This window comes from Rhizobacter sp. AJA081-3 (assembly GCF_017795745.1).
GTDB lineage: Bacteria > Pseudomonadota > Gammaproteobacteria > Burkholderiales > Burkholderiaceae_C > Piscinibacter.
In genome coordinates, this window is sequence record NZ_CP059067.1 from 444,693 (window position 1) to 470,425 (window position 25,733).

Annotated in this window: 30 protein-coding genes; 7 read left to right on the forward strand and 23 right to left on the reverse strand. The window is 69.9% G+C overall.

The annotated features are described in order from the left end of the window. Positions 1 to 38: 38 nt before the first annotated feature. The 3 genes from HZ992_RS02195 to HZ992_RS02205 are packed head-to-tail and all read left to right on the forward strand — an operon-like array spanning position 39 to position 1,367. Complete coding sequence (locus HZ992_RS02195; RefSeq protein ID WP_245213330.1) at positions 39 to 578, forward strand: hypothetical protein; 540 nt, start codon at positions 39 to 41, stop codon at positions 576 to 578. Next, entirely contained in the window at positions 575 to 949 is a 375-nt protein-coding gene (locus HZ992_RS02200; RefSeq protein ID WP_209385052.1) for a hypothetical protein, read from the forward strand. Before HZ992_RS02195 ends, HZ992_RS02200 begins: the two co-directional genes overlap by 4 nt. Positions 950 to 962: 13 nt before the next feature. Then, entirely contained in the window at positions 963 to 1,367 is a 405-nt protein-coding gene (locus tag HZ992_RS02205; protein ID WP_371816774.1) for a nuclear transport factor 2 family protein, read from the forward strand. 14 nt (positions 1,368 to 1,381) lie between these two features. On the opposite strand, the gene HZ992_RS02210 is transcribed toward HZ992_RS02205, so the two are convergent. From HZ992_RS02210 to HZ992_RS02240, 7 genes are all read right to left on the reverse strand, one after another. Continuing rightward, positions 1,382 to 1,645, reverse strand: coding sequence for a hypothetical protein (locus HZ992_RS02210; RefSeq protein ID WP_209385053.1), 264 nt, complete (start codon positions 1,643 to 1,645; stop codon positions 1,382 to 1,384). Positions 1,646 to 1,727: 82 nt separating this feature from the next. Beyond that, positions 1,728 to 2,276: a hypothetical protein gene (locus HZ992_RS02215; RefSeq protein ID WP_209385054.1), complete on the reverse strand. Its 549-nt coding sequence runs from the start codon at positions 2,274 to 2,276 to the stop codon at positions 1,728 to 1,730. A gap of 90 nt (positions 2,277 to 2,366) precedes the next feature. Next, positions 2,367 to 4,064 carry a cation:proton antiporter domain-containing protein gene (gene ybaL, locus HZ992_RS02220; protein WP_209385055.1) on the reverse strand — a complete coding sequence of 566 codons (1,698 nt, stop codon included), beginning with the start codon at positions 4,062 to 4,064 and terminating at the stop codon, positions 2,367 to 2,369. A 13-nt stretch (positions 4,065 to 4,077) separates the two neighbouring features. Beyond that, positions 4,078 to 5,163 (reverse strand): lytic murein transglycosylase B, encoded by a 1,086-nt coding sequence (mltB, locus tag HZ992_RS02225; protein ID WP_209385056.1) that lies wholly within the window; start codon positions 5,161 to 5,163, stop codon positions 4,078 to 4,080. Then, complete coding sequence (locus tag HZ992_RS02230) at positions 5,160 to 7,202, reverse strand: transglutaminase TgpA family protein (RefSeq protein WP_245213331.1); 2,043 nt, start codon at positions 7,200 to 7,202, stop codon at positions 5,160 to 5,162. Before HZ992_RS02230 ends, mltB begins: the two co-directional genes overlap by 4 nt. A gap of 2 nt (positions 7,203 to 7,204) precedes the next feature. After that, positions 7,205 to 8,218: a DUF58 domain-containing protein gene (locus HZ992_RS02235; RefSeq protein WP_209385058.1), complete on the reverse strand. Its 1,014-nt coding sequence runs from the start codon at positions 8,216 to 8,218 to the stop codon at positions 7,205 to 7,207. Then, positions 8,215 to 9,141, reverse strand: a complete 927-nt coding sequence (locus HZ992_RS02240; RefSeq protein WP_209385059.1) for an AAA family ATPase — start codon at positions 9,139 to 9,141, stop codon at positions 8,215 to 8,217. Before HZ992_RS02240 ends, HZ992_RS02235 begins: the two co-directional genes overlap by 4 nt. A gap of 36 nt (positions 9,142 to 9,177) precedes the next feature. Here HZ992_RS02240 and HZ992_RS02245 point away from each other — a divergent pair, with 36 nt between their 5' ends. Both HZ992_RS02245 and ggt read left to right on the forward strand, forming a co-directional pair. After that, entirely contained in the window at positions 9,178 to 10,113 is a 936-nt protein-coding gene (locus HZ992_RS02245) for a histone deacetylase family protein (RefSeq protein ID WP_209385060.1), read from the forward strand. A gap of 94 nt (positions 10,114 to 10,207) precedes the next feature. Then, a complete protein-coding gene (gene ggt / locus HZ992_RS02250; RefSeq protein ID WP_209385061.1) occupies positions 10,208 to 12,175 on the forward strand; it encodes a gamma-glutamyltransferase in 1,968 nt (655 codons plus the stop codon). Positions 12,176 to 12,193: 18 nt separating this feature from the next. Here the strand turns inward: ggt and HZ992_RS02255 are convergent, their stop codons facing one another. From HZ992_RS02255 to HZ992_RS02280, 6 genes are all read right to left on the reverse strand, one after another. Continuing rightward, entirely contained in the window at positions 12,194 to 12,343 is a 150-nt protein-coding gene (locus HZ992_RS02255) for a hypothetical protein (RefSeq protein ID WP_209385062.1), read from the reverse strand. A gap of 90 nt (positions 12,344 to 12,433) precedes the next feature. Beyond that, positions 12,434 to 12,754: a hypothetical protein gene (locus tag HZ992_RS02260; protein WP_209385063.1), complete on the reverse strand. Its 321-nt coding sequence runs from the start codon at positions 12,752 to 12,754 to the stop codon at positions 12,434 to 12,436. A gap of 76 nt (positions 12,755 to 12,830) precedes the next feature. Then, on the reverse strand, positions 12,831 to 13,217 hold the full coding sequence (locus HZ992_RS02265; RefSeq protein WP_209385064.1) for an ArsR/SmtB family transcription factor: 387 nt from the start codon (positions 13,215 to 13,217) through the stop codon (positions 12,831 to 12,833). Between the two features lie 23 nt (positions 13,218 to 13,240). Then, a complete protein-coding gene (locus HZ992_RS02270) occupies positions 13,241 to 13,576 on the reverse strand; it encodes a hypothetical protein (RefSeq protein WP_209385065.1) in 336 nt (111 codons plus the stop codon). Between the two features lie 20 nt (positions 13,577 to 13,596). Next, positions 13,597 to 14,076 carry a TlpA disulfide reductase family protein gene (locus HZ992_RS02275; protein ID WP_209385066.1) on the reverse strand — a complete coding sequence of 160 codons (480 nt, stop codon included), beginning with the start codon at positions 14,074 to 14,076 and terminating at the stop codon, positions 13,597 to 13,599. Then, positions 14,073 to 14,984: an MBL fold metallo-hydrolase gene (locus tag HZ992_RS02280; protein WP_245213332.1), complete on the reverse strand. Its 912-nt coding sequence runs from the start codon at positions 14,982 to 14,984 to the stop codon at positions 14,073 to 14,075. Before HZ992_RS02280 ends, HZ992_RS02275 begins: the two co-directional genes overlap by 4 nt. Positions 14,985 to 15,158: 174 nt before the next feature. Between HZ992_RS02280 and HZ992_RS02285 the strand changes: the two genes are divergently transcribed. Both HZ992_RS02285 and HZ992_RS02290 read left to right on the forward strand, forming a co-directional pair. After that, entirely contained in the window at positions 15,159 to 15,470 is a 312-nt protein-coding gene (locus tag HZ992_RS02285; RefSeq protein WP_209385067.1) for a c-type cytochrome, read from the forward strand. Positions 15,471 to 15,481: 11 nt separating this feature from the next. Continuing rightward, positions 15,482 to 16,762, forward strand: coding sequence for an NAD(P)/FAD-dependent oxidoreductase (locus tag HZ992_RS02290; RefSeq protein ID WP_209385068.1), 1,281 nt, complete (start codon positions 15,482 to 15,484; stop codon positions 16,760 to 16,762). A 12-nt stretch (positions 16,763 to 16,774) separates the two neighbouring features. Here the strand turns inward: HZ992_RS02290 and HZ992_RS02295 are convergent, their stop codons facing one another. From HZ992_RS02295 to soxC, 10 genes are all read right to left on the reverse strand, one after another. Further along, positions 16,775 to 17,377 (reverse strand): c-type cytochrome, encoded by a 603-nt coding sequence (locus tag HZ992_RS02295; protein ID WP_209385069.1) that lies wholly within the window; start codon positions 17,375 to 17,377, stop codon positions 16,775 to 16,777. A gap of 22 nt (positions 17,378 to 17,399) precedes the next feature. Continuing rightward, positions 17,400 to 18,515, reverse strand: a complete 1,116-nt coding sequence (locus HZ992_RS02300; protein WP_209385070.1) for a YeeE/YedE family protein — start codon at positions 18,513 to 18,515, stop codon at positions 17,400 to 17,402. Between the two features lie 16 nt (positions 18,516 to 18,531). After that, the gene (locus tag HZ992_RS02305) at positions 18,532 to 18,945 is read right to left on the reverse strand and encodes a DsrE family protein (RefSeq protein ID WP_209385071.1); all 414 of its coding nucleotides are present in this window, start codon (positions 18,943 to 18,945) and stop codon (positions 18,532 to 18,534) included. A 22-nt stretch (positions 18,946 to 18,967) separates the two neighbouring features. Beyond that, positions 18,968 to 20,695 carry a thiosulfohydrolase SoxB gene (gene soxB, locus HZ992_RS02310; RefSeq protein WP_209385072.1) on the reverse strand — a complete coding sequence of 576 codons (1,728 nt, stop codon included), beginning with the start codon at positions 20,693 to 20,695 and terminating at the stop codon, positions 18,968 to 18,970. A 60-nt stretch (positions 20,696 to 20,755) separates the two neighbouring features. Then, on the reverse strand, positions 20,756 to 21,400 hold the full coding sequence (soxX, locus tag HZ992_RS02315) for a sulfur oxidation c-type cytochrome SoxX (RefSeq protein ID WP_209385073.1): 645 nt from the start codon (positions 21,398 to 21,400) through the stop codon (positions 20,756 to 20,758). 15 nt (positions 21,401 to 21,415) lie between these two features. Then, a complete protein-coding gene (gene soxA, locus HZ992_RS02320) occupies positions 21,416 to 22,210 on the reverse strand; it encodes a sulfur oxidation c-type cytochrome SoxA (RefSeq protein WP_209385074.1) in 795 nt (264 codons plus the stop codon). 5 nt (positions 22,211 to 22,215) lie between these two features. Beyond that, on the reverse strand, positions 22,216 to 22,527 hold the full coding sequence (gene soxZ, locus HZ992_RS02325; RefSeq protein WP_209385075.1) for a thiosulfate oxidation carrier complex protein SoxZ: 312 nt from the start codon (positions 22,525 to 22,527) through the stop codon (positions 22,216 to 22,218). A 49-nt stretch (positions 22,528 to 22,576) separates the two neighbouring features. Continuing rightward, a complete protein-coding gene (gene soxY / locus HZ992_RS02330; protein ID WP_209385076.1) occupies positions 22,577 to 23,035 on the reverse strand; it encodes a thiosulfate oxidation carrier protein SoxY in 459 nt (152 codons plus the stop codon). Between the two features lie 115 nt (positions 23,036 to 23,150). Further along, on the reverse strand, positions 23,151 to 24,194 hold the full coding sequence (locus tag HZ992_RS02335) for a c-type cytochrome (RefSeq protein WP_209385077.1): 1,044 nt from the start codon (positions 24,192 to 24,194) through the stop codon (positions 23,151 to 23,153). Beyond that, positions 24,178 to 25,554 (reverse strand): sulfite dehydrogenase, encoded by a 1,377-nt coding sequence (gene soxC / locus HZ992_RS02340; RefSeq protein WP_209385078.1) that lies wholly within the window; start codon positions 25,552 to 25,554, stop codon positions 24,178 to 24,180. Before soxC ends, HZ992_RS02335 begins: the two co-directional genes overlap by 17 nt. Positions 25,555 to 25,733: the final 179 nt, after the last annotated feature.

Here is a 25,733-nt window from a genome sequence, read left to right on the forward strand (position 1 = left end):
CGCTGCGGTGCCCGATCGGGCTGCTATCCTCGCCGCCGATGAAACTGTCCCTCCTGCTCCTCAGCTTCACCCTCGGCCTGGCCGCTTGTGCGTCGAAAACGGACGGTGGCGGCCCCTCGGGGACGGCGCGCGTGAGCGATGCCGCCACCACGCCGCTGTCCGACCTGAACGTGGTGCGTGCCAGCATTCCGCCGGTGCTTCTGGAGGCGCAGAAGGCGCCCTACAAGCCGCCGGCGGAGCCGGGCTGTGCCGCGCTGGCCGCCGAGGTGACGCCGCTCGAGGCCGTGCTCGGCGCCGACCTGGACGTGCCGCCCACGGCGGCGCGCCCCAGCCTGATCGAGCGCGGCAGCGGCGCCGTCGGCGATGCCGCGGTGGGCGCACTTCGGGGTGCGGCCGAGGGGGTGATCCCGTTCCGGGGCTGGGTGCGCAAGCTCAGCGGCGCGGAGCGTTACTCGCGGGAGGTGGCCGCGGCCATCGCCGCCGGCACCGTGCGCCGCGCCTACCTCAAGGGCCTCGGGCAGGCGCGAGGCTGCACGGCGCCTGCCGCGCCTGCGGCACCGGCATCGGCGGCAGCATGAAGCGGGTCGCCCTGCTCCTCGCCGGTGTCGCGCTGCAGGCGGGCGTGGCGAACGCCGCGTCGTTCGACAGCCGGGGCGTCGCACGCTTCGACGTCGGATATGCGCGATGCGAGGCGAAGTTCGCACCGATGAAGGGCCACCGCGACGAGGCTTACCTCGCGGTGTACCGCGTCAAGCCCGACGATAAATCGCTGGCCCGCCTGGCGGCCTTGCGCCGCACGCCCGAGTACCAGAAGGAGCGCAAGGCGGCGCTGGCCGCCAAGGCGCCCGCCGTGGCGGCCAGTGCGGCCAGTTCGGCCGGCAACCGGCTGGACCAGCAGTGCCAGGCGCTGTGGGCCGAGACGCGGCGCTTCAACGCGCCGACCCGTTGAGCGCGAAGCGGCCGTGACGGGATCGCCCACCGTGCCCGAGCCGGCCGCCGTGCGGCTGGTGCGCGAGTTCTGGGCGCGCATGGCCAGCAACCGGTTCGCCACGGTGGCCGATCTGCTGGCACCGCAGTACACGCTCGATTGGCCGCAGTCGAACGAGCGCATCCGCGGCCCCGAGCGCTTCGTGGCGATGAACAGCGGCTATCCGGCGCACGGCCCGTGGCGCTTCGAGGTGCACCGCATCGTCGGCAACGATGCCGAGGCGGTGTCCGACGTGAGCGTGACCGACGGCGTGCAGCGCGGCCGCGCCATCACCTTCTCGACCGTTTCGCAAGGCCGCATCGTGCGGCAGGTGGAGTTCTGGCCGGAGCCCTTCGCACCGGCTGCGAACCGCGCCCACCTGGTCGAGCCGATCAGCTGATCACCGCAGCGCGATCACGGCATCTTCGCCGACGCGCACTGGATCGGCGAGACCGCGCCGCCCGCGCCGGCCGAGGCCTGGCAGGCCAGCAACCGGCCCGACGAAGGCTCGTGGAACCACACCATGCTGGCATTGCCTGCCGAGGCGACGCCGATGGGCAGGTAGACCGGCGTGGCCTGGACCTGCACCTGCGAGCGCGCCAGCGGTGGAACCACGAGGGCGGCCACGCCGGCCAGGGCGACAGCCGCCACGGCGGCCAGGCGGATCGGATGTTTCATGCGTTACTCCCGGACGATCGGACGCTGCACAGGGCAGCCGCCCGCGCACGAGCGTCCCGGATGCGGGGGCGGCCCGCGAAGCCTAACGCTTCGCGCGGCGCTGCGGAGCAGGCGTCGTCAGTTCGCTGGCCGCAGCGCGCTTGGCGCGCGTGGCCGCGCGCTGGTAGGCCGTCTCGGCCTGCAGGCGCAGCTTGATGGCCTGGGCCAGCGCCGCCTCGTACTTCTCGGGCGTGTAGGTGTTCTCGGTCCCGATGTAGACGCTGCGCCGGCGCGGCGAATCGCCGAAGCGCGGCAGCGACACCGCCAGGCTGCAGTCGCGCACGCCGGCCTCGCGGCGCAGCCGCACGATCGGCCCGGAGATGCCCACCGGCAGGTCGGAGGTCTTGTTCTCGTTGGGCGCACGCTGCAGCCGCGAGGGCGCGGGCAGCCGGGCGATGCGCGCGAGCAGCTCTCGAGTCGCGTGCGCAAGCGCATCGCTGGCGCCGGTGCCGTCGGGCGAACCGTCCGAGAACAGCTTGGTGCCGCCATAACGCAGCTGCCAGCCGTGCGTGGCGCGGTGGTCGATGCGCTGGATGCCCTGCGGCACCTCGAAGCGCTCGCCGGAGAAGATGACGACGTCTCTGACTTTCATGGGATTCCTCGGTCGATGGGAACGGGCCTCCCTGGCTGACTTCTTCTTGTGTTTGTCGCGCAGTGTAGGCAATGCGCGCGGCAGGGTGATTCAGGCCGGGCGGGCCTGCATGGTGCCGAGCACGTGGCGCAGCATCGCCTGGGCGAGTTCGTCCTCGCCGCCGAAGGTGCGCGCGCCCTCGCCAGTGAGCCACTGCGCCTCTTCGTCGCTGTGCGTGCGCACCGCCACCTGCACCTGCGGGTTGAGCTGGCGCGCGGTGTCGATCATCTGCCGCACGCCGACGGCATCGGCCGTGGCCACCAGCAGCATGGCGGCCTGCGCGATGTGCGCCTGGATCAGCACGGCGGCTTCGGCCGCGTCGCCGATCACCGCCGGCAGGCCCTGCGCGCGCACCTCCTCGACACGCTCGCGATTGCGATCGACCACCACGCAGGCGATGCCCTGTTCGCGCAGAGCCCCTGCCAGGCGCCGGCCGACGCGGCCATAGCCCACCAGCACCACCTGGCGTGCGAGGTAGCGCGGCTCGGTGGTCGCCGGCAGCTCGGCCAGCGGGTCGTCGCGCTCCGCGTGGCGCCGCGCGGCCGACGAGCGCGCCAGGATCCAGCGCTGCGCCGGCTCGGCCAGCGAGAACAGCAGCGGATTGACGGCGATCGAGATCAGCGCGCCGGCCACGATCAGGCTCTGGCCCTCGGGCGGCAGCAGCTTCAGCGACAGGCCCAGCGCGGCCAGGATGAAGGAGAACTCGCCGATCTGCGCGAGGCTGGCCGACACCGTCAGCGCGGTGTTCAGCGGGTAGCGCAGCAGCAGCACCAGCGCGAAGGCGGCGATCGACTTGCCCACCACGATGATCGCCACCACCGACAGCACCTGCAGCGGCCGCTCGACCAGCACCAGCGGATCGAACAGCATGCCGACAGAGACGAAGAAGAGCACCGCGAAGGCGTCGCGCAGCGGCAGCGACTCCTCGGCGGCTCGGTGGCTGAACTCCGATTCGCGCAGCACCATGCCGGCGAAGAAGGCGCCCAGCGCGAAGGACACGCCGAACAGGCCCGCCGCGCCGTAGGCGATGGTCACCGCCGCGGCCACCACGCACAGCGTGAACAGCTCGCGCGAGCCGGTCTTCGCCACCTGCCACAGCAGCCACGGGAACAGGCGCCGCCCGACCACCAGCATCAGCGCCACGAAGGCCGCCACCTGGGCCAGCGTGATGGCCAGCGTCGCCCACAGGCCGCGGCCCTCCGGCGTTCCGTTGTCGGTGCCGCCGAGCATCGGGGCCAGCGCGGGCAGCAGCACGAGCACCAGCACCATGGCCAGGTCCTCCACCACCAGCCAGCCCACCGCGATGCGGCCGTTGACCGAATCGATGGCGCCGCGTGCCTCCAGCGCCTTGAGCAGCACCACCGTGCTGGCCACCGACAGCGCCAGCCCGAACACCAGCGCCGCGCCGAGGCCCCAGCCCCAGGCGGTGGCCAGCGCGGCGCCCAGCGCGGTGGCCGCGGCCATCTGCACCACGGCGCCGGGCACGGCCACGCGCTTCACGGCCATCAGGTCGTCGAGAGAGAAATGCAGGCCTACGCCGAACATCAGCAACATCACGCCGATCTCGGCGAGCTGCGCGGCCAGCGCGCTGTCGGCCACGAAGCCCGGTGTGAACGGGCCGATGACGATGCCCGCGGCGAGGTAGCCCACCAGTGCCGGCAGCTTCAGCCGCGCGGCGACGAAGCCGAGCACCAGCGCCAGGCCGAGCGCCGCGGCGATGGTGGTGATCAGCGATATTTCGTGAGGCATGCGGTGCCGGGATTCAGCGGCGCTGGCGGCGGACGGCTTCGCCGAGTTCGATGACGGCCATCGCGTAGTAGCTCGACCAGTTGTAGCGCGTGATGGCGTAGAAGTTGCCGGTGCCCGCGTAGTAGCTCGGCGCTGCGTCGCCGTTGCTCAGTTCGACCAGGGCCAGCTTGCCGTCCCAGGCGCGCCCGGGCTCGTCGAGCACGGCGCCGCGTTCGGCGAACTCGTCGCGGCTGAAGCTCGGCAGGATATCGGGCACCAGCAGCAGCGCGCGGTCGCGCACCTCCACCGGCGCGGCCACGCCGAAGTGCGTCGGCCCGCCACGCTCCCAGCCGAAGGCGGCGAGGTAGTTCGCCACGCTGCCGATCACGTCGGCCGCGCTCGAATGCAGGTCGACATGGCCGTCGCCGTCGAAGTCGATGCCGTACTTCAGCACGCTCGAGGGCATGAACTGCGGCAGGCCCATGGCCCCGGCATAGCTGCCCAGCGGCAGGGTCGGGTCCAGCGATTCCTTGCGGCACATCAGCAGGAAGTTCTCCAGCTCGCTGCGGAAGAAAGCGCTGCGGTCACGCCGGCCGGTGGGGAAGTCGAAGGACAGCGTGGCCAGCGCGTCGAGCACGCGGAAGCCACCGGTCTGCTGGCCGTAGATGGTCTCCACGCCGACGATGCCCACGACGATGGCCGGCGGCACGCCGTAACGCTCTTCGGCGAGCTGCAGCCAGCGTTCGTTGTCCTGCCAGAAGGCCAGCCCGGCGCGGATCCGCTTGGGCTCGACGAAGCGGCCGCGGTAGGCCGCCCAGTTCTTCGCCGTGCCGGCCGGCGGCGGCATGATGAGCCGGGCCACCGTGGGCACGAAGCGCGCCCGCGACAGCGATTCGCGCACCCAGTCGGCCTCGAGGCCCTGGCGTTGTGCGGCCTCGTCGGCGAAACGCATCACGTCCTCGCGCGCACCGTAGGCAGCGGGCTCGGTCGCGGTGTCGGCGGCCTGCACGGCGGCGCGCCGCTGCTTGGTCCGCGCATGCAACGCTGCCGGCGCGGAGAGGGCCAATGCCAGCGAGACCAGGGTGGCGCGCCGCAGCGCGAAGAGAGGGATGGTGGTCATCGGTCGGGAAGGGGAGCAAGGCCGCGGGCGGCAGCCAAGAAGGATCGTGTGAGCGCCGAGTCGGGGTGGCGACGCGCCAAGCGGCCATAGCGCTGCGCCTGCAGCGTGTCGAGCAACGCGGCCAGGGCCTCGCCGGCGGCGCCGTGGCGCTCCCGCACGCGCCGCGCCAAAGTGCCCGGCGCGTCTTGCGGGGTCGCAGGCACGCCCAGGCGGCGCAGCGCGCGCAGCAGGGCTTCGCGCTGGCGCGTCCAGGGGTCGACGCGGTGGCGGTCCCACCAGGCCCAGCCGGCGCCGGCCAGCGCCAGCGTGCTCAACGAGATCACCAGCAGTTTGGCCAGGTCCTGCCAGTTCGGCGACTCGAAGCCGGAGTTCCTGAGCACATCGAACTGCTGGCCACGCGAGTAGTTGAGCACCCACTGGTTCCAGCGGTTGTTCATGCCCTCCCAGGCGTCGCGCAACTGTTGCAGCAGCGCTGGGCTCATGGTGTCGAGCGCGCCGGCCACCAGGCCGGGTGCGGGCAAAAGCCGCAGGCTGCGCGAGATGCGGTCGGGCGCCACGGCGGCCGTCGGGTCGGCGCGCACCCAGCCGACGCCGGCCTGCCAGTACTCGGCCCAGGCGTGCGCCGCGCTCTGCCGCACGATGAAGAAACCGTCCATCGGCAGCGGGTCGGCGCCCTGGTAGCCGGTGACCACGCGCGCCGGCACGTCCAGCGCGCGCATCAGCACCACGAAGGCTGCGGCGAAGTGTTCGCAGAAGCCTTCCTTGCGATCGAACCAGAATTCGTCGATGGCGTTGCGGCCGTATTCGCCCGGGGCCAGCGTGTAGCTGAAGCCGCCGTCGCGGATGTGCTTCATCAGGTGCTGCGCGAGCTCCCGCGCGCCGGCGCGCGCCAGGGCGGGGTCGCGGCGCAGTTCGGCCGCCCAGGCCAGCGTGCGCGGGTTGAAGCCGGGAGGCAGGTCCACGAAGTCCTGCAGCCCCAGCACCGTCTGCAGCGGGCCGTGCTGAAAACGCAGGTGGGCCTCGGCGCGAAAGCGCAGGCGCTCCACCACCGGCCGGTCGATCAGCCACTGCAGGTCGGCCGTGCCTCGCGCACGCAGGCCCTCGATCTGCGGCGTGCTGGGGCTCGCCTCGAGCAGCGGCAGCGTCGGCAGGCGCAGCGGCTCGAGCGTCAACTCGTAACGCAAGGGCGGGCCGGACACGCGCAGATCCGCCTGCGGCTGCAGGCGCGGCGGGAAGCTCGGAGTCAGCGCGCGCCATTCCGTGCCGTCGAAGCGCGACAGCACCGGGCCGCGGAAGTAGAGCGTCTCGGGCGGCGGCGCCTCGCCGTCGAAGCGGATGCGCATCGCGATACGGTCGTCCTGCGCGATCTCGGCCACGGTGCCCATGCGCATGCGGTCGGACAGCCCGGTGCTGGACAGGCCGTCCTGCGGCACGCCCCACAGCGGGCCGATGCGCGGGAACAGCAGGAACATCAGCAGCATGATCGGCGCGCCCAGCGCAGCGGTGCGGCCGGCCAGCCGAGCGGCCTGCTGCAGGCTGGGCTGGCCCACCGGCATGTGCGCCAGCACCAGCGCCGTCAGCAGCCCCCATACCGAGACCAGCATCGCCGCCGCCACCAGCAGCGACTGCGAGTAGAGGAAGTGCGTCAGCACGAGGAAGAAGCCGAGGAAGAACACCACGAAGGCGTCGCGCCGCGCGCGCAGCTCCAGCGTCTTCAGCGCCATCAGCACCACCGCCATGGTGACGCCCGGCTCCTTGCCGAGCAGCGTGCGAAAGCTCCAGTACGTGAGCCCGGCCGCCACCGCCAGCACCACGACCAGCAGCCAGCGGCTGGGCAACGCGCCATTGCCGACCGCCAGGGCAGCGCGCCAGGCCAGCACCACGGTGGTCAGCGCGATGCACCAGGCGGGCAGGTGCGACAGGTGCGGCAGCACCGTCCAGGCGATCACGCCGAGCAGGAACAGCGTGTCGCGGCCCTCGCGCGGCAGGCGCGACCAGCCCGGCCAGCGGGGCAGCTTCCAGGCCGATCCGCGGGGCAAGCTCAGCGCCACAGCGCCAGCGCCTCCAGGCATTCGCGGCGGTGCGTTTCGCCTTCGCCGGGGGCGATGCTCTGCGCGGGCAGCGACAGGCCATAGGCAGCGCCGGCGCGTTGCGCCGCAATCACCCACGCGGCCAGACGCGACAGGCGCTCCTCGGGCGCGATGCTCCCGCAAGCCTGCCAGTCGAGCCACAGCTGCTGCTGCGCCGCGCTGGCGGTGTCGCGGCTGACCAGCTCGCCGCCGCTGGCCAGGGACTTGGCTGCCTTCTTCCAGTAGACGAGCTTGAGCGGGTCGCCGCGGCGGTAGGCACGCACCCCCTCGACCTCGCCGCCGTCGGCCGCGCGGCCGCGCAGAGCACCGCCGGGCAGTGCGCGTGCCGCAGGCAAGGGCGCGGCCGGCTGTTCCGGCGCCGGGTAGACGAGCAACTGCGAAGCCGGACGCCAGATCGCCCAGGCGCGGAACAGGCCGAGAGGAAATCGTGTCTCGATGCTCAACGTGGGCAGCTCGTGCAGGCCGCGTTGCGCCGGCACGAAACCCACGTGGGCACTCGCCTGGCCCTGCGCGGGCACGTCGATCCAGGTCAGCGTGGAGGCATCGGCCTCGACCAGCTTGATGCCGATGCCGTAGCGTGCCGCGCCCGGGCTGGTCAGTACCGCCTCGAGCAGCGCCGGCTCGCCGGCGAACACCGGCGCGGGCGGGCGCAGCCGCAGCGTCAGCGCGCGCAGCGTGTTGTGCGTGACGTGCATCGACACCAGTCCGCTGCCGGCGAGCAGGAAGGTCAGCAGGTAGCCGAGGTTGAGCTGGTAGTTGATCGAGGCGAGAAGCAGCACCATCAGCGTGGCCGCGAACATCAGCCCGGCCGGCGTGGGCAGGATGTAGACGTTGCGCTGCGTGAGCAGCACCGTGTCGCTGCGCGGCAGGCGGGCCTGCCACCAGCGGCGGAAGCGCCCGCGCACCAGCTCGGCAAAGCCGGGCCAGGCACGGCGTCGCGGCGAAGCGGCCGTCGCAGCGGTCACGGCACCGGCACCGCGTCGATCATGGCGCGCACCTGCTCGACACTGCCGCGCCCGGCGCCGGCCACCGGCACCAGCCGGTGTGCCACCGTCTGCGGCAGCACCGACTGCACGTCGTCGGGGGCGACGTAGTCGCGCTGGTTGATCAGCGCGCGCGCCTTGGCGGCGCGCAGCAGCGCGATGCCCGCGCGCGGCGACAGGCCGTCGACGAACCAGCGCCCCGAGCGCGTGGCGGCGATGACGGCCTGCAGGTAGTCGAGCAATGCATCCGAGGCGTGCACCGCCTGCACCACCTTCTGCGCTGCCACCAGTTCCTCGGGCGTCATCACCGTGGCCAGGGCGTGGATGGCCTCGCGCCGGTCCTGCCCGGCCAGCAGCGCGCGCTCGCTCTTCGCATCGGGGTAGCCGAGCGTGATGCACATGAGAAAGCGGTCGAGCTGCGACTCGGGCAGCGGGTAGGTGCCGAGCTGGTCGGTCGGATTCTGCGTGGCGATCACGAAGAAGGGCTCGGGCAGCGCACGCGTCTCTCCCTCGACGCTGACCTGGTGCTCCTCCATCGCCTCGAGCAGCGCGCTCTGCGTCTTCGGGCCGGCGCGGTTGATCTCGTCGGCCAGCAGCACCTGGGCGAAGACCGGGCCTTGATGGAAGACAAACGCCTCCTTGCTGCGCTCGTAGACACTGACGCCGATGAGGTCCGACGGCATCAGGTCGGCGGTGAACTGGCTGCGCGAGAAACGCAGGCCCAGCGAGACCGCCAGGGCATGGGCCAGCGTGGTCTTGCCGACACCGGGAACGTCCTCGATCAGCAGATGGCCGCCGGCCAGCAGGCAGGCCACGCAGTCCTCGATCTGCGGCCGCTTGCCGACGATGATCGTGCTAATCTGGTCAATCAGGCGGTCGATCTGTGCGGCAAGTGCTGATTTCATGGCAAGACCATAACCGAAACAAGAAGACCCCGAGACATGAGCACAGCGTTCTACAGCCACCCCGATTGCCGTCGCCACGACATGGGCGCCGGCCACCCGGAGTGCCCGCAGCGGCTGGACGCGATCGACGACCATCTGCTCGCCACCGGCCTCGACATTGCGCTGACGCGCCATGACGCGCCGCTGGTCGACCTGAAGGACGTGGAACTGGCGCACACGCACCACTACGTTTCGGAGCTGAAGGACCTGCTCGAACAGGTCGAGGCCAGCGGCGTCTCGAAGGCGCTGGACCCGGACACCGCCGCCAACCCCGGCACCTGGAAGGCCACGCTGCGCGCCGCCGGCGCGGCCGTGGCGGCGACCGACCTCGTCATCGATGGCCGTGCCGAGAACGCCTTCTGCGCCGTGCGCCCGCCCGGCCACCACGCCACGCGCGACGAGACGATGGGCTTCTGCTTCTTCAACAACGTGGCGGTGGCAGCGCGGCATGCGCTGGACGTGCGCGGCCTCAAGCGCGTGGCCGTGATCGACTTCGACGTGCACCACGGCAACGGCACCGAAGACATCCTCGCCGGCGACGACCGCGTGCTGATGGTCAGCTTCTTCCAGCACCCGCTGTACCCGTACAGCGGCGCCGTGCCCAAGGGCACCAACATGGTCAACCTGCCGATCCCGCCCTACACGCGCGGCGGCGAGTTGCGCGAGATGATCGACGCGCAGTGGATGCCGGCGCTCGAGGCCTTCAAGCCGGAGATGATCTTCATCTCGGCCGGCTTCGACGCGCACCGGGAAGACGACCTCGGTCAGCTCGGCCTCGTCGAGGCCGACTACGAATGGATCACCCTGCGCATCAAGGCGATAGCCGAGCGCCATTCCAAGGGCCGCATCGTCTCCTGCCTCGAAGGCGGCTACAACCTCAGCGCTCTGGCGCGCAGTGTGGCCGCTCACCTGCGCGTGCTCACCGGCGTCTAGCCGAGGTCCGCGCGGCCACTCGCCTCGGCAACGCGGTTGCCAGGGTCGGCCTTCTCGCCGCATGATGGGCTCCCCATAACAAGAGGAGACACCCATGACCGCAACGAACCGCCCGGCGCCTTGGCGCCTGGGCCTGCTCGCCGCCAGCCTGGCCGCCGCGATCGCGGTGCCGGCGTTCGCGCACGACAAGCCGCACAGCATCGGCACGCCGCCGGGCATCACGCTGCCGCCGACCACCGAGACGGTGCCCCCGGCACCGGCCTGGGACGGCCAGGCCTACAAGGGCGGGGTGGTGTCGGTGTCGCACCCGCTGGCCGCGCAGGCCGGTGCCGACGTGCTTGCACGCGGGGGCAATGCCATCGATGCGGCCGCGGCGATCCAGTTCATGCTCAACGTGGTGGAGCCGCAGTTCTCCGGCATCGGCGGGGGCGGCTTCATGATGGTCCACCTGGCGCGGCACCACCGCACGTTCGCCATCGACGCGCGCGAGAAGGCGCCGGCCGCGGCCACGCCGACGCAATTCGTGCTGACCGGCGTGGCGCCGGCCCAGCGCTTCACCATCGCCTCCACCAGCGGCCTGGCGGTGGGCGTGCCGGGCACGCTCGCGGCGCTGGACACCGCGCTCAAGCGCTGGGGAACGATCCGCCTGGCCGAGGCCATCGCGCCCGCCATCGACGTCGCCGAGAACGGCTTCGCGATCAACCGCTTCCTGGCCGCCAACATCGCCGGCGACGGCGGCCGCACCGGCTTCCAGGGCGAGACGGCGGCGCTGTACCGGCCGGGCGGCGTTCCGCTGGCCACCGGCGCCGTGCTGAAGAACCCGGATCTGGCGAAAACCTTCCGGCTGATTGCCAAGCATGGCCCCGACGTCTTCTATCGCGGCGAGATCGGCCAGGCCATCGTGGCTGCGCAGCAGCGCAGCCGCACGCCGGTGGCGGCCGAAGGCGTGGGCCGCATGACGATGCAGGACCTGGCCGACTACCGCGTCGTGATCCGCGAGCCGGTGAGCGTGAACTACCGCGGCTGGACGGTCGCCGCGATGTCGCCGCCGTCCTCCGGGGGCCTGACCGTCGGGCAGATGCTCGAGATGGTCGAGCGCTTCCCGATCGGCGATGCGTCGCAGGGCTTCGGCTTCGGCAGCCCGACCACGCTGCACGTGATGACGGAGGCGATGCGACTGGCCTTCGCCGACCGCGCGGTGTGGATGGGCGACGAGGACTTCGTGCCTGTGCCCAAGGTCGGCCTGCTCGACCGCGACTATGTGGCCACGCGCTCGGCCATGATCAACACGACCGCGCGCATGGCCACGCCGGCCGCCGGCAACCCGCTGCCTTACGACACGACGGTGAAGGGTGATCGCAACACGCGCTTCACGGCCGAGAAGGAGGACACCGAGCACCGGCCTTCGCACACCACGCACTTCTCGGTGGTCGACAAGTGGGGCAACGTGGTCAGCTACACCACGACGATCGAGGCCACCTGGGGCACCGGCATCACCGTGCCGGGCTACGGCTTCCTGCTCAACAACGAGCTGACCGACTTCAACTTCGACCCGGCCGCCAATGCCGCGACCGGCAACCCCGGCGCGAACGACGTTGCTCCGGCCAAGCGCCCGCGCAGCTCGATGGCGCCGGCCATCGTGTTCCGCGGCCGCGAGCCGGTGGCGGCCTATGGCTCGCCGGGCGGTGCGACGATCATCAACTCGGTGTTCAACGTGACGCTGAACCTGATCGACCACGGCATGTCGATGCAGCAGGCGATCAACGCGCCGCGGCTGTCGGTGACCAGCGCCACCGGCACGATCTCCTGCGAGGGCACCGAGGCTTTCATGCAGCCCAAGTTCAGCATCGCCACGCAGGACGCGCTGCGCAGCCTCGGCCACCTGGGCCTGGGCGCGGCGGGTGGCAACGGCTGCATCAATCCGATCGGTTCGGTGCAGGGCGTGGTGATCGACCTGCGCAGCGGCCGGCAGTACGGCGGCGCCGACCCGCGCCGCGAAGGCACGGTGATCGGCCTGAAGCCGCGCAAGAGCCGCGACCGCGACGACGACGGCGACGACTGACGACGTGAAGCCCGGCGTTCAGTGAACGCCGAGTTTCATCATCAGCTTCAGGTACTCGAGCTGCGCGTTGAGCGATTGCAGCCGTTGCAGCAGCTCGTGCCAGCGCATCTCCTGCGCGTCGGAGCTGGAGGGTTGGCGCGGCGGGTGGGGGTCGGGTGCGGCGGGCATGGCGAGGTGGTCCCGAGTGCTGTTGACCGCATCCTCGCCGCCGCCGCGGGACGCGGCAATCCCGCGCTTCGGGTGGACTGGGGACACCCCCTACCAGGCGTTCTGGCAGGCGGTCAGGCGCTCGCGCTGCGGCAGCGAAAGCATCCGGTTCACCTCGGAGTTGTAGGTGTTGCGGTAGGCCTCGGTCTTGCGGATCGCCGGCAGGTCGAGCTTGCGCTGCTCGACCGCGCGCTGCAGGATCTCCTGCCCGGGCTTGACGCTCTTGGCATCGATCGGCAGGCAGACGAACACCATCGCCTCGATGCCGCCGACGATCTGCTCGGCCGAGCTCCCCGCGGCGAGGCACGGCACGGCCAGCGCGGCCAGCAGGGCCATCGCGACGCTGCGCGGCGTGGAGTAGGAAGGGGACATCGTGGCGCCCGGCGGGAGTGCAAGCCGGCGATTCTGCCCCCGGCCGGGCCGGGGCGCATCCCGCGTCCGCGGTGCCTCAGCTCGCAGCGCGGCGCCGGGACGGCAGCAGGCGCTCCTGCTCGGGCAGTTCGGCGTCGCCGTCCATCTCGAGCGCCATCTGCGTGCAAACGGCACGGCACAGCGTGACGGCGCGCTGGTTGGCTATGCGGTAGTAGATCTGCGTGCCGTCGCGCCGGCGGCCGAGGATCTGCGCGCGGTACAGCGTGCCCAGGTGCTGCGAGAGGTTGGGCTGGGTGGTGTCGATCTGCGCGAGCAGGTCCGACACATTGCGCTCTCCGTGGCATAGCGCCGACAGCAGTTTCAGCCGGATCGGCGTCGACAGCAGCGAGAACAGCTCCGCGGCCGACTCGAACACTTCGTCGGCTTCGGCGCTCGGAGTGGAGGGCTCGGGGGGGGTGGACATGGGCAAAGTCTAGCGCGCCGCCTTCAGCGAGGCCGCGACTCGAAATGGTAATGGTCGCGGTCGAGCACGGCGGCCATCGCCGTCACCTCTTCCGGAAACAGGCTCAGGCTCAGTTCGGTATTGCAGTACTCGACCATGCCGCGCAGTGCGCCGGCATTGTTGATGCGGCCCTTGGGGCGGTAGATCGCACTGCCGTCGCCGCCCATCTTGCGCGCATGGCAGGCACTGCACTTGTGTTCCTGGATCAGCTTCTCGCCCAGCGGCAGGTCGGCGTCGCGAAAGATCGGTGTGCCTTGCGCCAAGGCGACCGAGGGCGCGGCAAGCCACAGGGCCAGCAGTGCGGACGTCAGTGTCTTCATGTCGGCTCCTTCGTGCACCTTCAGGCGAACTTGAGCAGTTCCATCACGTCTTCCTCGAACATCTCGCCGGGGATGGCCTGCTTGAGGCGGCCGCCGCGAGCGATCAGCATCGTCAGCGGGATGATGCGGCGCGTGCTCAGCGCGGCGGCCATCGCGTCCTGGTCCAGGCTGACCGGGAACGAATAGCCGTTGGCCGCCAGGTAGCGGCGCACCGCGGCGGCCTCGCGGTCGCGCGAGACCGTCAACACCTGCGGCCCGCCGTCGCCGGCGGCACGGTACAGCTTGTCGACATGGGCGTTGTGGCGCTTGCAGAACGGGCAGGTGACCGACCAGAACACCACCACCTGCGCGCGATCGGCTGCGGGTGCCCAGCGTGCGCCGTCCAGCAGCGTCACCTCGGGCCAGCGCACGGGCTCGCCCGGTGCCGCCGGCGCGGCCTGCAGCGGTGCAGCGGCCACGGCAGCCAGGCTGCCCAGCAGGTGTCGGCGGGTGAGGGTCATTTCGCCTCGTGCTCCATCAGCAGGTAGGTGTTGTACGCGTTGATGCGGTTGGCGGCGCGAAACAGCGGCAGCTTGTCGAATCGCGACCAGTCGACCTTCGCATAGGCCTCTTCGAAAGGCTCCATGTTACGCGCGGCCTCGCCCATCGTGCGGCGCAGGTGCACGAGGTAGTCGCGCGTCATCTCGAGGTCGGCGCGGGCCGTCGTCGAGGCCGGGCCGTGGCCGGGCACCACCACGTCGATGTCGAAGGCCAGCAGCTCGTCGAGCGCGGTGATCCAGTGGCCGCTGTCCGCCTGGCCGACGAAGGGCACGCGACCGCGGAACACCAGGTCGCCGGCGAACAGCGCGCGTAGCTTCGGCACGTAGACCACCAGGTCCTCGGGCGTGTGCGAGGGGCCGACCGGCTGCAGCCGGAACTCCATGCCGCCGATGGTCAAGGTGGTCGGGCCGTCGATCCAGCGGTCGGCCGGGATCAGCCGGGTGGTCTCGTCGATCCACGGGAACAGTTCCTCGCGGCTCGCCTTCAAGCGCTGCACGGCGGTGTCGGAGTTGAGGTAGCTGCCGGCCGCACGCTGCGCGATCACCGCGGCGCCCGCTGCCTTGAAGGCCTGCAGGCCGTAGATGTGGTCGGCGTGGTAGTGGGTGACGATCACGTGGCGCACCGGCAGCGGGGTGATGCGGCGGATCTGCGCCAGCAGCTCCTCGGCGAGCGCGGGCGAGCCCAGCGCATCGATCACCACCACGCTGTCGCCGGTGACCACGAAGCCGGCGTTGGAGATGTAGTTTCGGTTGGCCGACGAGCCCAGGGCCGAACTGCCCTGCACCATCCACGCGCTTGGCGCCACCGGCACGGGCACCGGCGTGTCCTGCGCGCGGGCCGGCGCGGCGAGCAGCAGCACGACGGACATCAAGCAGGCAGCCAGGGTTTTCACGATCGCGGACGACGGCAAGCAACAGTACATTCGCATTGAGTGATATTTGAATCCCGCAGAAGCGTCTTTGGCAAGTGCATAAACCCGCAGGGTGCAGCGGGCCGAGCTTGGACCACAATTCGCGCCACCCACCCGCCGAGGAGACTCCCGATGCCTGTCCGACTGACCCTGGCCGCTGCCTTGCTGGCGCTGGCCGCTCCCTGGGCACAGGCCCAGGATGCCCACCTGGCGCGCAACCTGGCCGCCACCTGCGCCAACTGCCACGGCACCAACGGCAACGTGCGCGGCAAGGACGTCAAGCCGCTGGCTGGCGTGGCCGCCGAGAAGATCCTCGCGCAGATCGCCGACTTCAAGAGCGGCGCGCAGCCCGCGACGATCATGCATCAGATCAGCAAGGGCTACACCGACGAGCAGCTCAAGTTGATCGCCGCGTATTTCGCCGCACAGAAACCCGCCCCCTGAGGAGCCGCGCCATGAATGCAACGATGTTCTCGCGCCGGCGTCTGCTCGGCACCGGCGCCGCTCTGGGCGCACTCTCGCTGGCCGGCTGCGCCACCACCGGCGGCCCGTCGATCGGCCGTGTCGTGGTGGTCGGCGGCGGCTTCGGCGGCAGCACCGCCGCACGCTACCTGCGCCTGTGGGGTGGCAACGTCGACGTGACGCTGGTGGAGCGCAATGCCAGCTTCGTATCGTGCCCGATCTCCAACCTGGTGGTCGGCGGCTACAAGCAGATCGGCGAGATCACCCGCGGCTACGACGGCCTGAAGGCCGCCGGCGTGAAGGTGGTGCAGGGCGAAGTGGTCGCGATCGACGCCGCCGGCAAGTCCGTGCGTCTGGCCGACGGCAGCACGCTGCCCTACGACAGGCTGATCGTTTCGCCCGGTGTCGACTTCATGACCGAGTCCGTGGGCGGGCTGGCCACGACGGCGGCGCAATCGAAGATCCTGCACGGCTGGAAGGCCGGGCCGCAGACGGTGGCGCTGCGCCAGCAGCTCGAATCGATGCGCGACGGCGGCGTGTTCGCGATCTCCATTCCGAAGGTGCCCTACCGCTGCCCGCCCGGGCCCTACGAGCGCGCCTGCCTGGTCGCTTCGTACCTGAAGCAGGCCAAGCCGAAGTCGAAGGTGCTGGTGCTCGACGCCAACCCCGAAGTGCAGTCGAAGAAGGCATTGTTCGAGAAGGCCTTCAAGGAGCGTTACGACGGCATCCTCGAATACCGGCCGAATGCCGAGCTGAAGGAAGTCGATGCCAACAGCGGCACGGCCCGCCTCGAGTTCGAGGACGTGAAGGCCGACGTGCTCAACGTGATCCCGCCGCAACGCGCTGGTGACATCGCCAAGGCGGCCGGCCTGGTCAACGTCAACAATCGCTGGGTCGGCGTGAACTGGCTGACCATGGAGTCCACCGCGGTGCCCGGCGTGCACGTGCTCGGAGACGCCACCTTCCCGGCGCCGACCATGCCCAAGTCGGGCCACATGGCCAACCAGCATGCCAAGGTGGCGGCGGCGGCGATCATCCAGCTGCTCAGGGGCGAGGCGGTCAACGCCACGCCGGTGGTGATGAACACCTGCTACAGCTTCGTGACCGGCCGCGACGTGATCCACGTGGCCTCGGTGCACCAGTACAACGCCGAGCAGAAGACCTTCCTGCCGGTGCAGGGCTCGGGCGGCGTCTCGGCCGCCGCCAACCAGGTGGAAGGGCGCTACGCGCTCTCCTGGGCAGACAACATCTGGGCCGATGCCCTCGGTGCCTGATTCGCCGGCGGGCTACTGAAGCCCGCTGACGTAGGAAGACACCGCCTTCAGCTCCAGCTCGGTGAGCTTGGAGGCCACCGAGTGCATCACCGCGTTGTCGTTGGTGCGCTCGCGGCGGCTGAAGGCCTTGAGCTGGTTCTCGACGTACTGCGCATGCTGTCCGCCCAGCCGCGGCATCTTCTCGGTGCCGTGGCCGGCCGCGCCGTGGCAGTCGGCACAAGGAGCCACGCCTGAGAACTGATTGCCACGCTGGTAGATGAAGCGGCCCACCTGCGCGAGATCGGAGTCGGCCACCGCATGCTTGTGCGCGGGCTTCGACTCGAAGTACATGCCCAGCAGCCGGAAGTCGTCGGCCGACAGGTCGGTGACCATCGATTGCATCGTGTCGTTCTTGCGCTTGCCCGCCTTGTAGTCGGCCAGCTGCCGGGCCACGTAGCCCGCGTGCTGGCCAGCCAGGCGCGGGAACACCGGGCTGGAGCTCTCGCCTTCGATACCGTGGCAGATGAAGCACTTGCCTTCGACGATCTCGACGGCGCGTGACAGGTCGGCCGCGCGGGCAGCGGGCAGCGCGGCGGCCAGGGCCAGGGTGAGACAGACAACAGGAAGTCGGCGCATCGCAGGTTCTCGCGTCGGTGGTTCAGGTGAAAGCGCGGCTGCGCGGCACCGGCTGGTCGCCCAGGTGCGGCTGGGCGGCTTCGAGGCCGCGCTGGTCGATGAAACGATCGGTCAGCGCGGCGGCGGCCCACATCGCGCTGAGCGTGACCCAGGACGTGATCGTGAACACCGCGGCGCCCGAGAGGCCGGCGCCGACGGCGCAGCCGCCGGCCGTCATGCCGCCGAAACCCATCAGCACGGCACCGATCAGGTAGCGCCGCATCGACGCGGCGCCCGAGAAGCCCTCGAGCTTCAACTCGCGGAACAGCGCGGCGGCGACGAAGGCGCCGAGAAACACGCCGGGCACCAGGCCGAAGTCGAAGGTCGGCGGCCGGTCGGGCGCGAACAGAACGCGGCTGAGCACCTCGGCCGACGGGCCGGTGAAGCTCAGCGCCTGGATCGGTGCGAGGCCCGCTTCCATCGACGTGGCCGCCACCGCAGCGGTGAACCACCACGCCCCGGCGATGGCCAGGCCGACGGCGCTGGCACCGGCCCAGCCCCAGGGTGCGACCTTCTGGCGGCGAGCCCAGACGATGGCCGCGACCAGCCACACTGCAGCGAAGATCAGCGCGCCGCCGCGCCCCAGGCCGGTGAGCACGGTGAGGTCGCGCGAGGCGCCGCCTTCCACCGTCCACCACGACGAGATGTGTTCGCGCCACGGCGCCAGCGCGCCCTGCCAGGCAGCCTGCGCGGTGACGGCGAACACCAGGCCCGAGAGCACCGAGCGCAGGTTGCCCTGCGCGGCCAGCACCAGCAGCCGGCTCGAGCAGCCGCGCGCCAGGATCATGCCGATGCCGAAGAGGGCGCCGCCGATCGCCGCACCCGACAGGCTGCCGCGCGCGGCGAGCTGGCGCGCGGTGCTCACGTCCATCGCGCCGAACGCGATGAGCGACTGCGTGGCCAGCAGCGCGATCGCGAAGGCGAACAGCCAGACGGTGAGCTTGCCGCCGGGCATGCCGCGCGCGAACTCGATCACCGCCGAGCGCAGGCAGAAGCGCGAGCGCTGCGCGAAGAAGCCGAACACGAAACCGATGAGCAGCCCGCCCGCCGCCAGCAGCGGCGCCTGGCCGAATCGGTCGAGCAGGGCTTCGAGGCTCATGGCCGCAGCGTGCCGGTCAGGGCTTGATGTAGGCGAGCCCCTGCTTCTGCAGTTTGGCCAGACGCACCACGCCCGAAGGCGTGAACGTCGCCTCCTGGATGAAGACTTCCTTGCGAAGGCTGCGGTTCTTCAGCGTGATCTCGCAGACCTCGAACTTCACGCCGCGCGCCACCAGCTCCTGCACAGCCACCTCGTAAGGGTTGCCATTGCGGTCCTTCGCATCGGTCATCAGGAAGTCCACGCCGTTGGCATGCGCCACGGCGGTGAGCTTCGCGCCGGGGTCCACGTCGAGGTGATTCTTCATGTTCCGAAGGCCCTTGAGTGCCTGCGTTCCCGAGTCGTCGAAGTGGTAGACGACGCCGTCCTGCGCCATGGCGCCGAAAGCGCTAACGGACAGCACGAAGGCGGCAAGTAGTCGGCGGATCAGCATGGGTGGCTCCTGGTGGGTAGGCTCAGACGAGCCCGGGGTTGCCTTGCACGCCGATCAATCTCGGCGTGTTGATGCGACGCGGCGTGACGCGGCCCTTGGCCTTGAGCCACTGTTCCACGACGTCCCAGACCTGCTTGTTGCCGGCACTCTTCGCTTCTTCGGCCACCGGTGCCCAGCCGGCCACCTTGTAGGTCTTGGCAGCGTCGATCGCCTTGCCGTCCAGTCGCATGTCGGTGATGCGCGAGCCCATCTTCGCCGCCGGTTCGATGGCGTAGGTCAGGCCGCCCACGCGAACCATGTCGCCGCCCTGCTGGTAGTAGGGGTCGGGGTTGAAGAGGTTGTCGGCCACGTCCTCGAGCACGGTCTTGATCATCTCGCCGCTCATCGGCGTGACGGTGGCGTACGAGTAGGTGGTGGCCAGCTGGTCCATCATCAACTCGCGCGTGATGGCTTCGCCGGGCAGCAGGCTGGTGCCCCAGCGGAAGCCGGGCGAGAAGGCGATCGGCGCGCCCTGCACCTCCATCAGCGCGTCGCAGACGAGCTGGTCCCAGCTGCCGTTGAAATTGCCGCGGCGGTACAGGGTGCCGTCGGTCACGGCCAGCTTTTCGGCCAGCTTGCTCTCGTAGGGCGCGCGGATCTTCTTGATCAGCGCGGCCATCTCCGCGTCGGGCTGGATCTGGTTGGCGAACACCGGCAGCAGCGTGTAGCGGAAGTCGACCACCTTGCCGTTCTTCACGTCGAAGTCGATCACGCCGAGGAACTTGCTGTTGCTGCCGGCATTGGTGACGATGGTCGTGCCGCCGGCGTTCTTCACCAGCACCGGCACCGGCATGCCGTCGTGCGTGTGGCCGCCGAGGATGGCGTCGATGCCGCGCACCCGCGAGGCCATCTTCAGGTCGACGTCCATGCCGTTGTGCGACAGCACCACGACCACCTGCGCGCCTTTGCCGCGCACCTCGTCGACCATCTTCTGCAGGTTGTCGTCCTGGATGCCGAAGCTCCAGTCGGCCACCATGTAGCGCGGGTTGGCGATCGGCGTGTAGGGGAAGGCCTGGCCGATGATCGCCACCGGCACACCGTTGATCGGCTTGATCACGTAGGGCGCGAACACTGGGTCGCCGAAGTCGGTGGTCTTCACGTTCTGCGCGACGAAGTCGACCTTGCCCTTGAAGTCCTTCTCGACGATCTCCTTCACCCGCTCCATGCCGTAGGTGAACTCCCAGTGGCCGGTCATCACGTCCACGCCGAGCAGCTTGCAGGCGTCGACCATGTCCTGCGCGTTCGTCCACAGCGAGGTGGCCGAACCCTGCCAGGTGTCGCCGCCGTCGAGCAGCAGCGCGCCGGGGCGGCTGGCCTTCAGGCGCTTGACCAGCGTGGCCAGTTCGGCGAAGCCGCCGACCTTGCCGTAGCGCTGCGAGGCGGTCTCGAAATCGAGGAAGGTGTAGGCATGCGCCTGCGAGGTGCCGGGGCGCAGCCCGGCTTTCTTGAGCAGGTGCTCGCCGACCAGGTGCGGCAGTTCGCCGGCCATGCTGCCCAGGCCCAGGTTGACGCTGGGCTCGCGGAAGCGGATCGGCAGCAGCTGCGCGTGGCAGTCGGTCATGTGCAGAAGCGACACCTGGCCGAACTTCGGCACGTCGTACAGCGCCTGCTCGGCGGTGGCGGCATCCGCATCGGCGTGGCGCGCCAGGCCCATGCCGGCCACGCCGGCGGCGCCCAGCACCTGCAGGAACTCTCGCTTGCTCAGGCTCATGATAAGTGTTGACTTATGTTTTGAATCGCAAAAAGCCCGCGGCTGCGGGCTTTTCGGCCGTCACTGGTTGACGGGGGATTTCGGATCGAGCAGCAGCGCCATCACATGGCGGAGCTGGTCTTCGTTGAGCAACTTCGCGTGGCCGAAGCGCGGCATGTTCGAGCAGGCCGCGTAGGCCTTGCTGTTCCACATCTTGCCCCAGGTGTACTGCACGATCGCGGCAGTGGCCGGGTCGGCCACGTCTTTCACGCCGCGCGTCTTGCCGTAGTTCCACAGGCTCGGGCCGATGGTGCCGTAAGAGATCTCCTTCTTGTCGATCTGATGGCAGTTGTAGCAGTTGGCGCCGTTGGCCTTCGCCTCGGCCGAGGCGTCGGTCCAGGTCATGCCGCGACCGTTCTGCGCCAGCTTCTCGCCTTCGCGCCAGTCACCAATGTAGCGGCCGCCTTCGGGCCACTTGATACTGGCCAGCGCTTCGGCCTCGATCTGCTTGGCCACCGACTCCGCCGGCGGCTTGTCCGAAGAGCAGGCTTTCTGGCCGAGGTCCTGCTCGAGCCGGTCGACCTTGGCAATGCCCTGGTCGCGGAACGAGGCCTTCAGCATGGCCAGCGTCTGCTGGTCGAGTTCGGCCGGCGAGGGCGCGTTGGCGCAGCCGGCGAGCAGTGCGGCGCTGGCGAGTCCGGCGCCGATGAGGAGGGTCTTCTTCATGTGCTGTTCCGGTCGTTAGCGCTTGATGGCGGGTGCGATCGACTCGGCACCCTTGGCATTGACACCCATGTAGACACCCAGAGCGATGGTCACGTCGGAGGCATAGCCCGGGTACGGGAAACGCTGCTGGCGATAGCAGTCGTTGAGCCGGCGCTGCATGCTCCACAGTTCGCCGCTGGACACGCGGTAGGCGGGCCAGGCTGCGAAGCCGATTCCGTCTCCGGGGTTCTTGGTCAGGTTGGGCAGATCCTGCAGGCGGATGCGCTTGCCTTCTTCGCCGTGGCACGAGGCACAAGAGAAGTCCATCGGCCCGCCACGGAAGAAGAAGGCACGCTTGCCCATCTCGAACATGCGCCGCTCTTCGGCGTGGGCTTGCGGCAGGTTCAGCTTCTTGCCGCGCGACTCGGCGGAGATCCAGGCCACCAGGCCTTCCATGCTGGCCTGCTCGCCCTTGCCGAACGGCGTGGCAGCGATCTCCTTGGCGCTCAGGCCCTGCAGCGTCTCCATGCAGGTCAGCAACCGGGATTCGAGGTCCTGGACGCGCCCGGTGTCGGCGAAGTAGCGCGGCATCTCGACCCAGGCGCCCTTGACCACCCCGGGGCCTTTGCCCAGATCGCATTGTTCGAGCGATGCGTTCTTCGGCCCGCGCTTCTTCTTCCAGAGGTCTTCGCCCTTGGCTTCGAACAGTTCGGCCGGATTGCCGTCGGCCAGCATCGCGCGGTACTCGGCAATGCCGTCGGCGGCGCTCTTCTGGCCGAAGGCGGCGGCCGAGAGGGCAGCCAGGAGGGAGGTGGCAAGGAGTCGGCGCATGGTGTTCAGCTCACGGTAGCTTCATCGGTGCGGGAGTCGCCCTTGTTGTCCTTCCAGGCGATCGCGACCTTGTCGCCGGCCTTGGCGCCCTTGATGACGAACTGCAGGAAGGGGTTCTTCGCGACGGACGGGCCCCACTGGGCCGTCATCACCGGCTTGCCGTTGTGGTTGGCGGTGACTTCCTGGATGAACCAGGCCGGGATCACCTTGCCGGCGGCGTCCTTGCGCTGGCCGGTTTCCATCTCGTGGCTCATCAGCACGCGCACGGTGGTCTTGTCACCGGCGGCTTGGGCGCGAATGCGCATCGGATCTGCCATGTTCTATCTCCTTCGATTCGGTTGGGGGTTGAGGCGGGGTGCTGAACGATCAGCCGCCGCAACCGCCCAGGGTGACCTTGATTTCCTTCTGCGCGAAGAGCACCTTGTTGTCGGCGGTGATCACCACGGCGATCACGTTGGACGACTGGCCCATCTTCACGCGGGTGGAGATGTTGGGCTCCACCGCATCGGTGACGTCGAACAGTGCCGCCAGCATCGACGGGTTCTTCTCGACCAGCAGCAGGATGCGCTTGGCGCCGGCCAGCGTGGTCGACGCGCCCACGGGCACCACGGCGCCGTTTTCGGCGATGTCGGGGCCGGTGATGGTGACGTCCTTGCTCTCGGCGGGGCCCGAGGTGCCCAGCGCCTTCATCAGGTCGCCCATGGTCTTGGCATCGAACGCAGCCTGCGACCAGGCCGCCTGCGCCACCTGGGGCAGCAGCCCCAGCCCTGCCAGCGCGGCAGCCACGGACGCACTGCGCGTCAGCATTTCTCGACGGGTTTGCATGTCCACTCCTACGGAATAAAGGGATGTTATGGAAGAGCTCGGGGCAGGCACAGCCGTGACTACCCTTGTCGCGCAGGGCGCTGGTGTAGCACAGCGAAGCGGGTGGCTTCGGCGCTCACTTCTTTGCCCCTTCGGCCAGCCACTGCGCGATGGCACGGGCGTCGGCCTCCGACAGCGTCTGAGCGGGCATGGGGATGGCGCCCCACACGCCGCTGCCGCCGGCGCGGATCTTGCCGCCCAGGTAGCTGGCAGCGTCGGCCTGGCCTGCGTACTTCTTCGCGATGTCGCGGAAGGCCGGGCCGACCAGCTTGGCATCGACGGTGTGGCAGGCATTGCAGCCGTTCTTGTTCAACAGGGCCAGTGCCACGGGCGGCTCCGGTTTCGGCGCCGGTGCCGCCGCGGGAGCGGCCGTGCCGGCAGGCCGCGTGGTGTCGGCGCCATGCTGCGCGCCGACGAGGCGGTTCTGTTCGGCCAGGTTGCCGTGGGCATTGCGCGCGTGGTCGGGCAGCAGCGATGCGTGGCCGGCCTCGACCGGGCAGTCCTTCATGCACGACGCACCCTGCACGTCGGGCTTGCGCGGCTTGCCGCCGGGCCACATGGCGTGATCGGTGGTCATGCCGTTGCGGTTGGGCAGCAGCGACTGGGCCTGCGCCATCGTGGCGTCGCTGAGCACGAAGTCGTCGGGCAGCACGCCGCCCAGGTTGAGCAGGAAGGCGGTGACGGCGTAGACCTCGTCGGTGGAGAGCGACTTCGGCGCCGTCCAGGGCATGGCGCGGTTGATGTAGTCCCACAGCGTCGAGACGGTCGACGCCTTCATCAGCGTGGTTCGGCCCGGGTAGGCCGGGTCGGTCAGCCGCGCCACGCGGCCGGACTTCACGTCGTCCTTCGTGGTGCCCCCCACCAGCGGCGAGAAGGTCGAGTTCGATTCGCCGAAGATGCCGTGGCACGACGCGCACTTGGCTTCCCACACGTCCTGGCCCTGAGAGACCGAGCCCTTGCCCTTGGGCAGGCCCTTGAAGTCGGGGCGCACGTCGATGTCCCAGGCGGCCACTTCGGGCGCGGTGGCGGCGCGGCCGATGCCGGGGTACGCCGTCTGCGCGAGCGCCCCACCGGCGGCCACGAACAGCACTGCGGCGACGAGGCTACGACAGCTGGACATTCTTCACCTCGCCGCTTTCCTGGACCAGCCACGACTGGATCGAGTTGTTGTGATAGATCGAACGCGTGCCGCGCACTGCACGGTTCTGCCGGTAGGTCGGCTGCACATGGCCGGACTCGTCGGTGGCGCGGCTCTGCACGATGGCCGGCTTGCCGTCCCAGACCCAGTCGATGTTGAAGCGCGTGAGGCACTTGGCCATCACCGGCCCTTCGAGCCGCGCCGCTCGCCAGCTGCGCCCACCGTCCACGGAGACGTCGACCTTCCGGATGCGCCCGCGGCCCGACCAGGCCAGGCCCGAGATGTTGTAGAAGCCCTTGTCGAGCAGCACCTGGCCACCCGAGGGCGTGGTGACCACGCTCTTGACTTCCTGCGTGCTGGAGTACTGGCGGTGCAGCCCGCTGGGCAGCAGGTCGATGTAGTGGATGGTCTCGTCCTTGGTGCCGTAGGGCTTGTCGCCCACCTCGATGCGGCGCAGGTACTTCACCCAGCTCACACCCTGCACGCCGGGCACCACCAGGCGCAGCGGATAGCCGTTTTCGGGGCGCAGCATCTCGCCGTTCTGCCCGTAGGCCACCAGCACCTCGCCGGACTCGACCAGCTCCATCGGGATCGTGCGCGTCATCGACGAACCGTCGGCGCCTTCGGCGAGCACGTAGCGGGCGCGCTTGTAGTCCACGCCGGCCAGGTCGAACAGCACGCGCAGCGGCACGCCGGTGAACTCGCTGCACGAGAGCATGCCGTGCGTGTACTGCACCGTCGGCACGGCGACGTTGCCCCACTCCATACCGGTGTTGGCCCCGCACTCGATGAAGTGGAAGCGCGACACGCTGGGCAGGCGCATGAGCTCGTCCATCGCGAAGACCATCGGCCTCTTCAGCAACGACGGGTCGGAGGCGTTGAGCATCAGGCGGTGCTTGGAGGGATCGATGTCCCACCAGCCCTGGTGGTGGCGCTCGAAGTGCAGGCCAGCCGGCGTGACGATGCCGAACAACGACTGCAAGGGCGCGAACGACACCGAGGACTGCGAGGTCTGCGTCAACCCCGGGCTGGGCCGGCGCTGCACGTTGGCCTCGAACTTCGAGGGCTTGCCGTAGCCGTCGGTGGCCACCGGCTGGCCCAGGCCCTTGCTGTGCTCGGGCAGCTCGAGGATGTTCGGGTCGCCACCGGCCGCCGGCACGGGGTTGGCTTGGCCGAAGGCGAGCGGCGCTGCGGCGCCGGCGGCGGCGGCCGCGAAGGCGCTGCGGATGAAGTCGCGTCGGCCGTGGCGCGCCTGCGCGAACACGGTGCGCACGCCGTCGCGGTCGACGAAGCTTTCGGGGGCGCGCTGCAGGCGGCCGGGGTCTGAGGGGTTCCGATCCACGGGGGCTCCAGGGAGGAGAGTCGGGCTGAGAATCTGTATATAAGCAAGTAAGAATATACAGATCCTTTGACCTCGCGCAGATTGGTGGAAACGCTAGGTTCGCGTCGGCCGGCCCGCCTGTCGCGGGTGCGACAGCCGCGACGGATTGTCCCCAATGGCGGGTTCGCCGGTTGATGGAG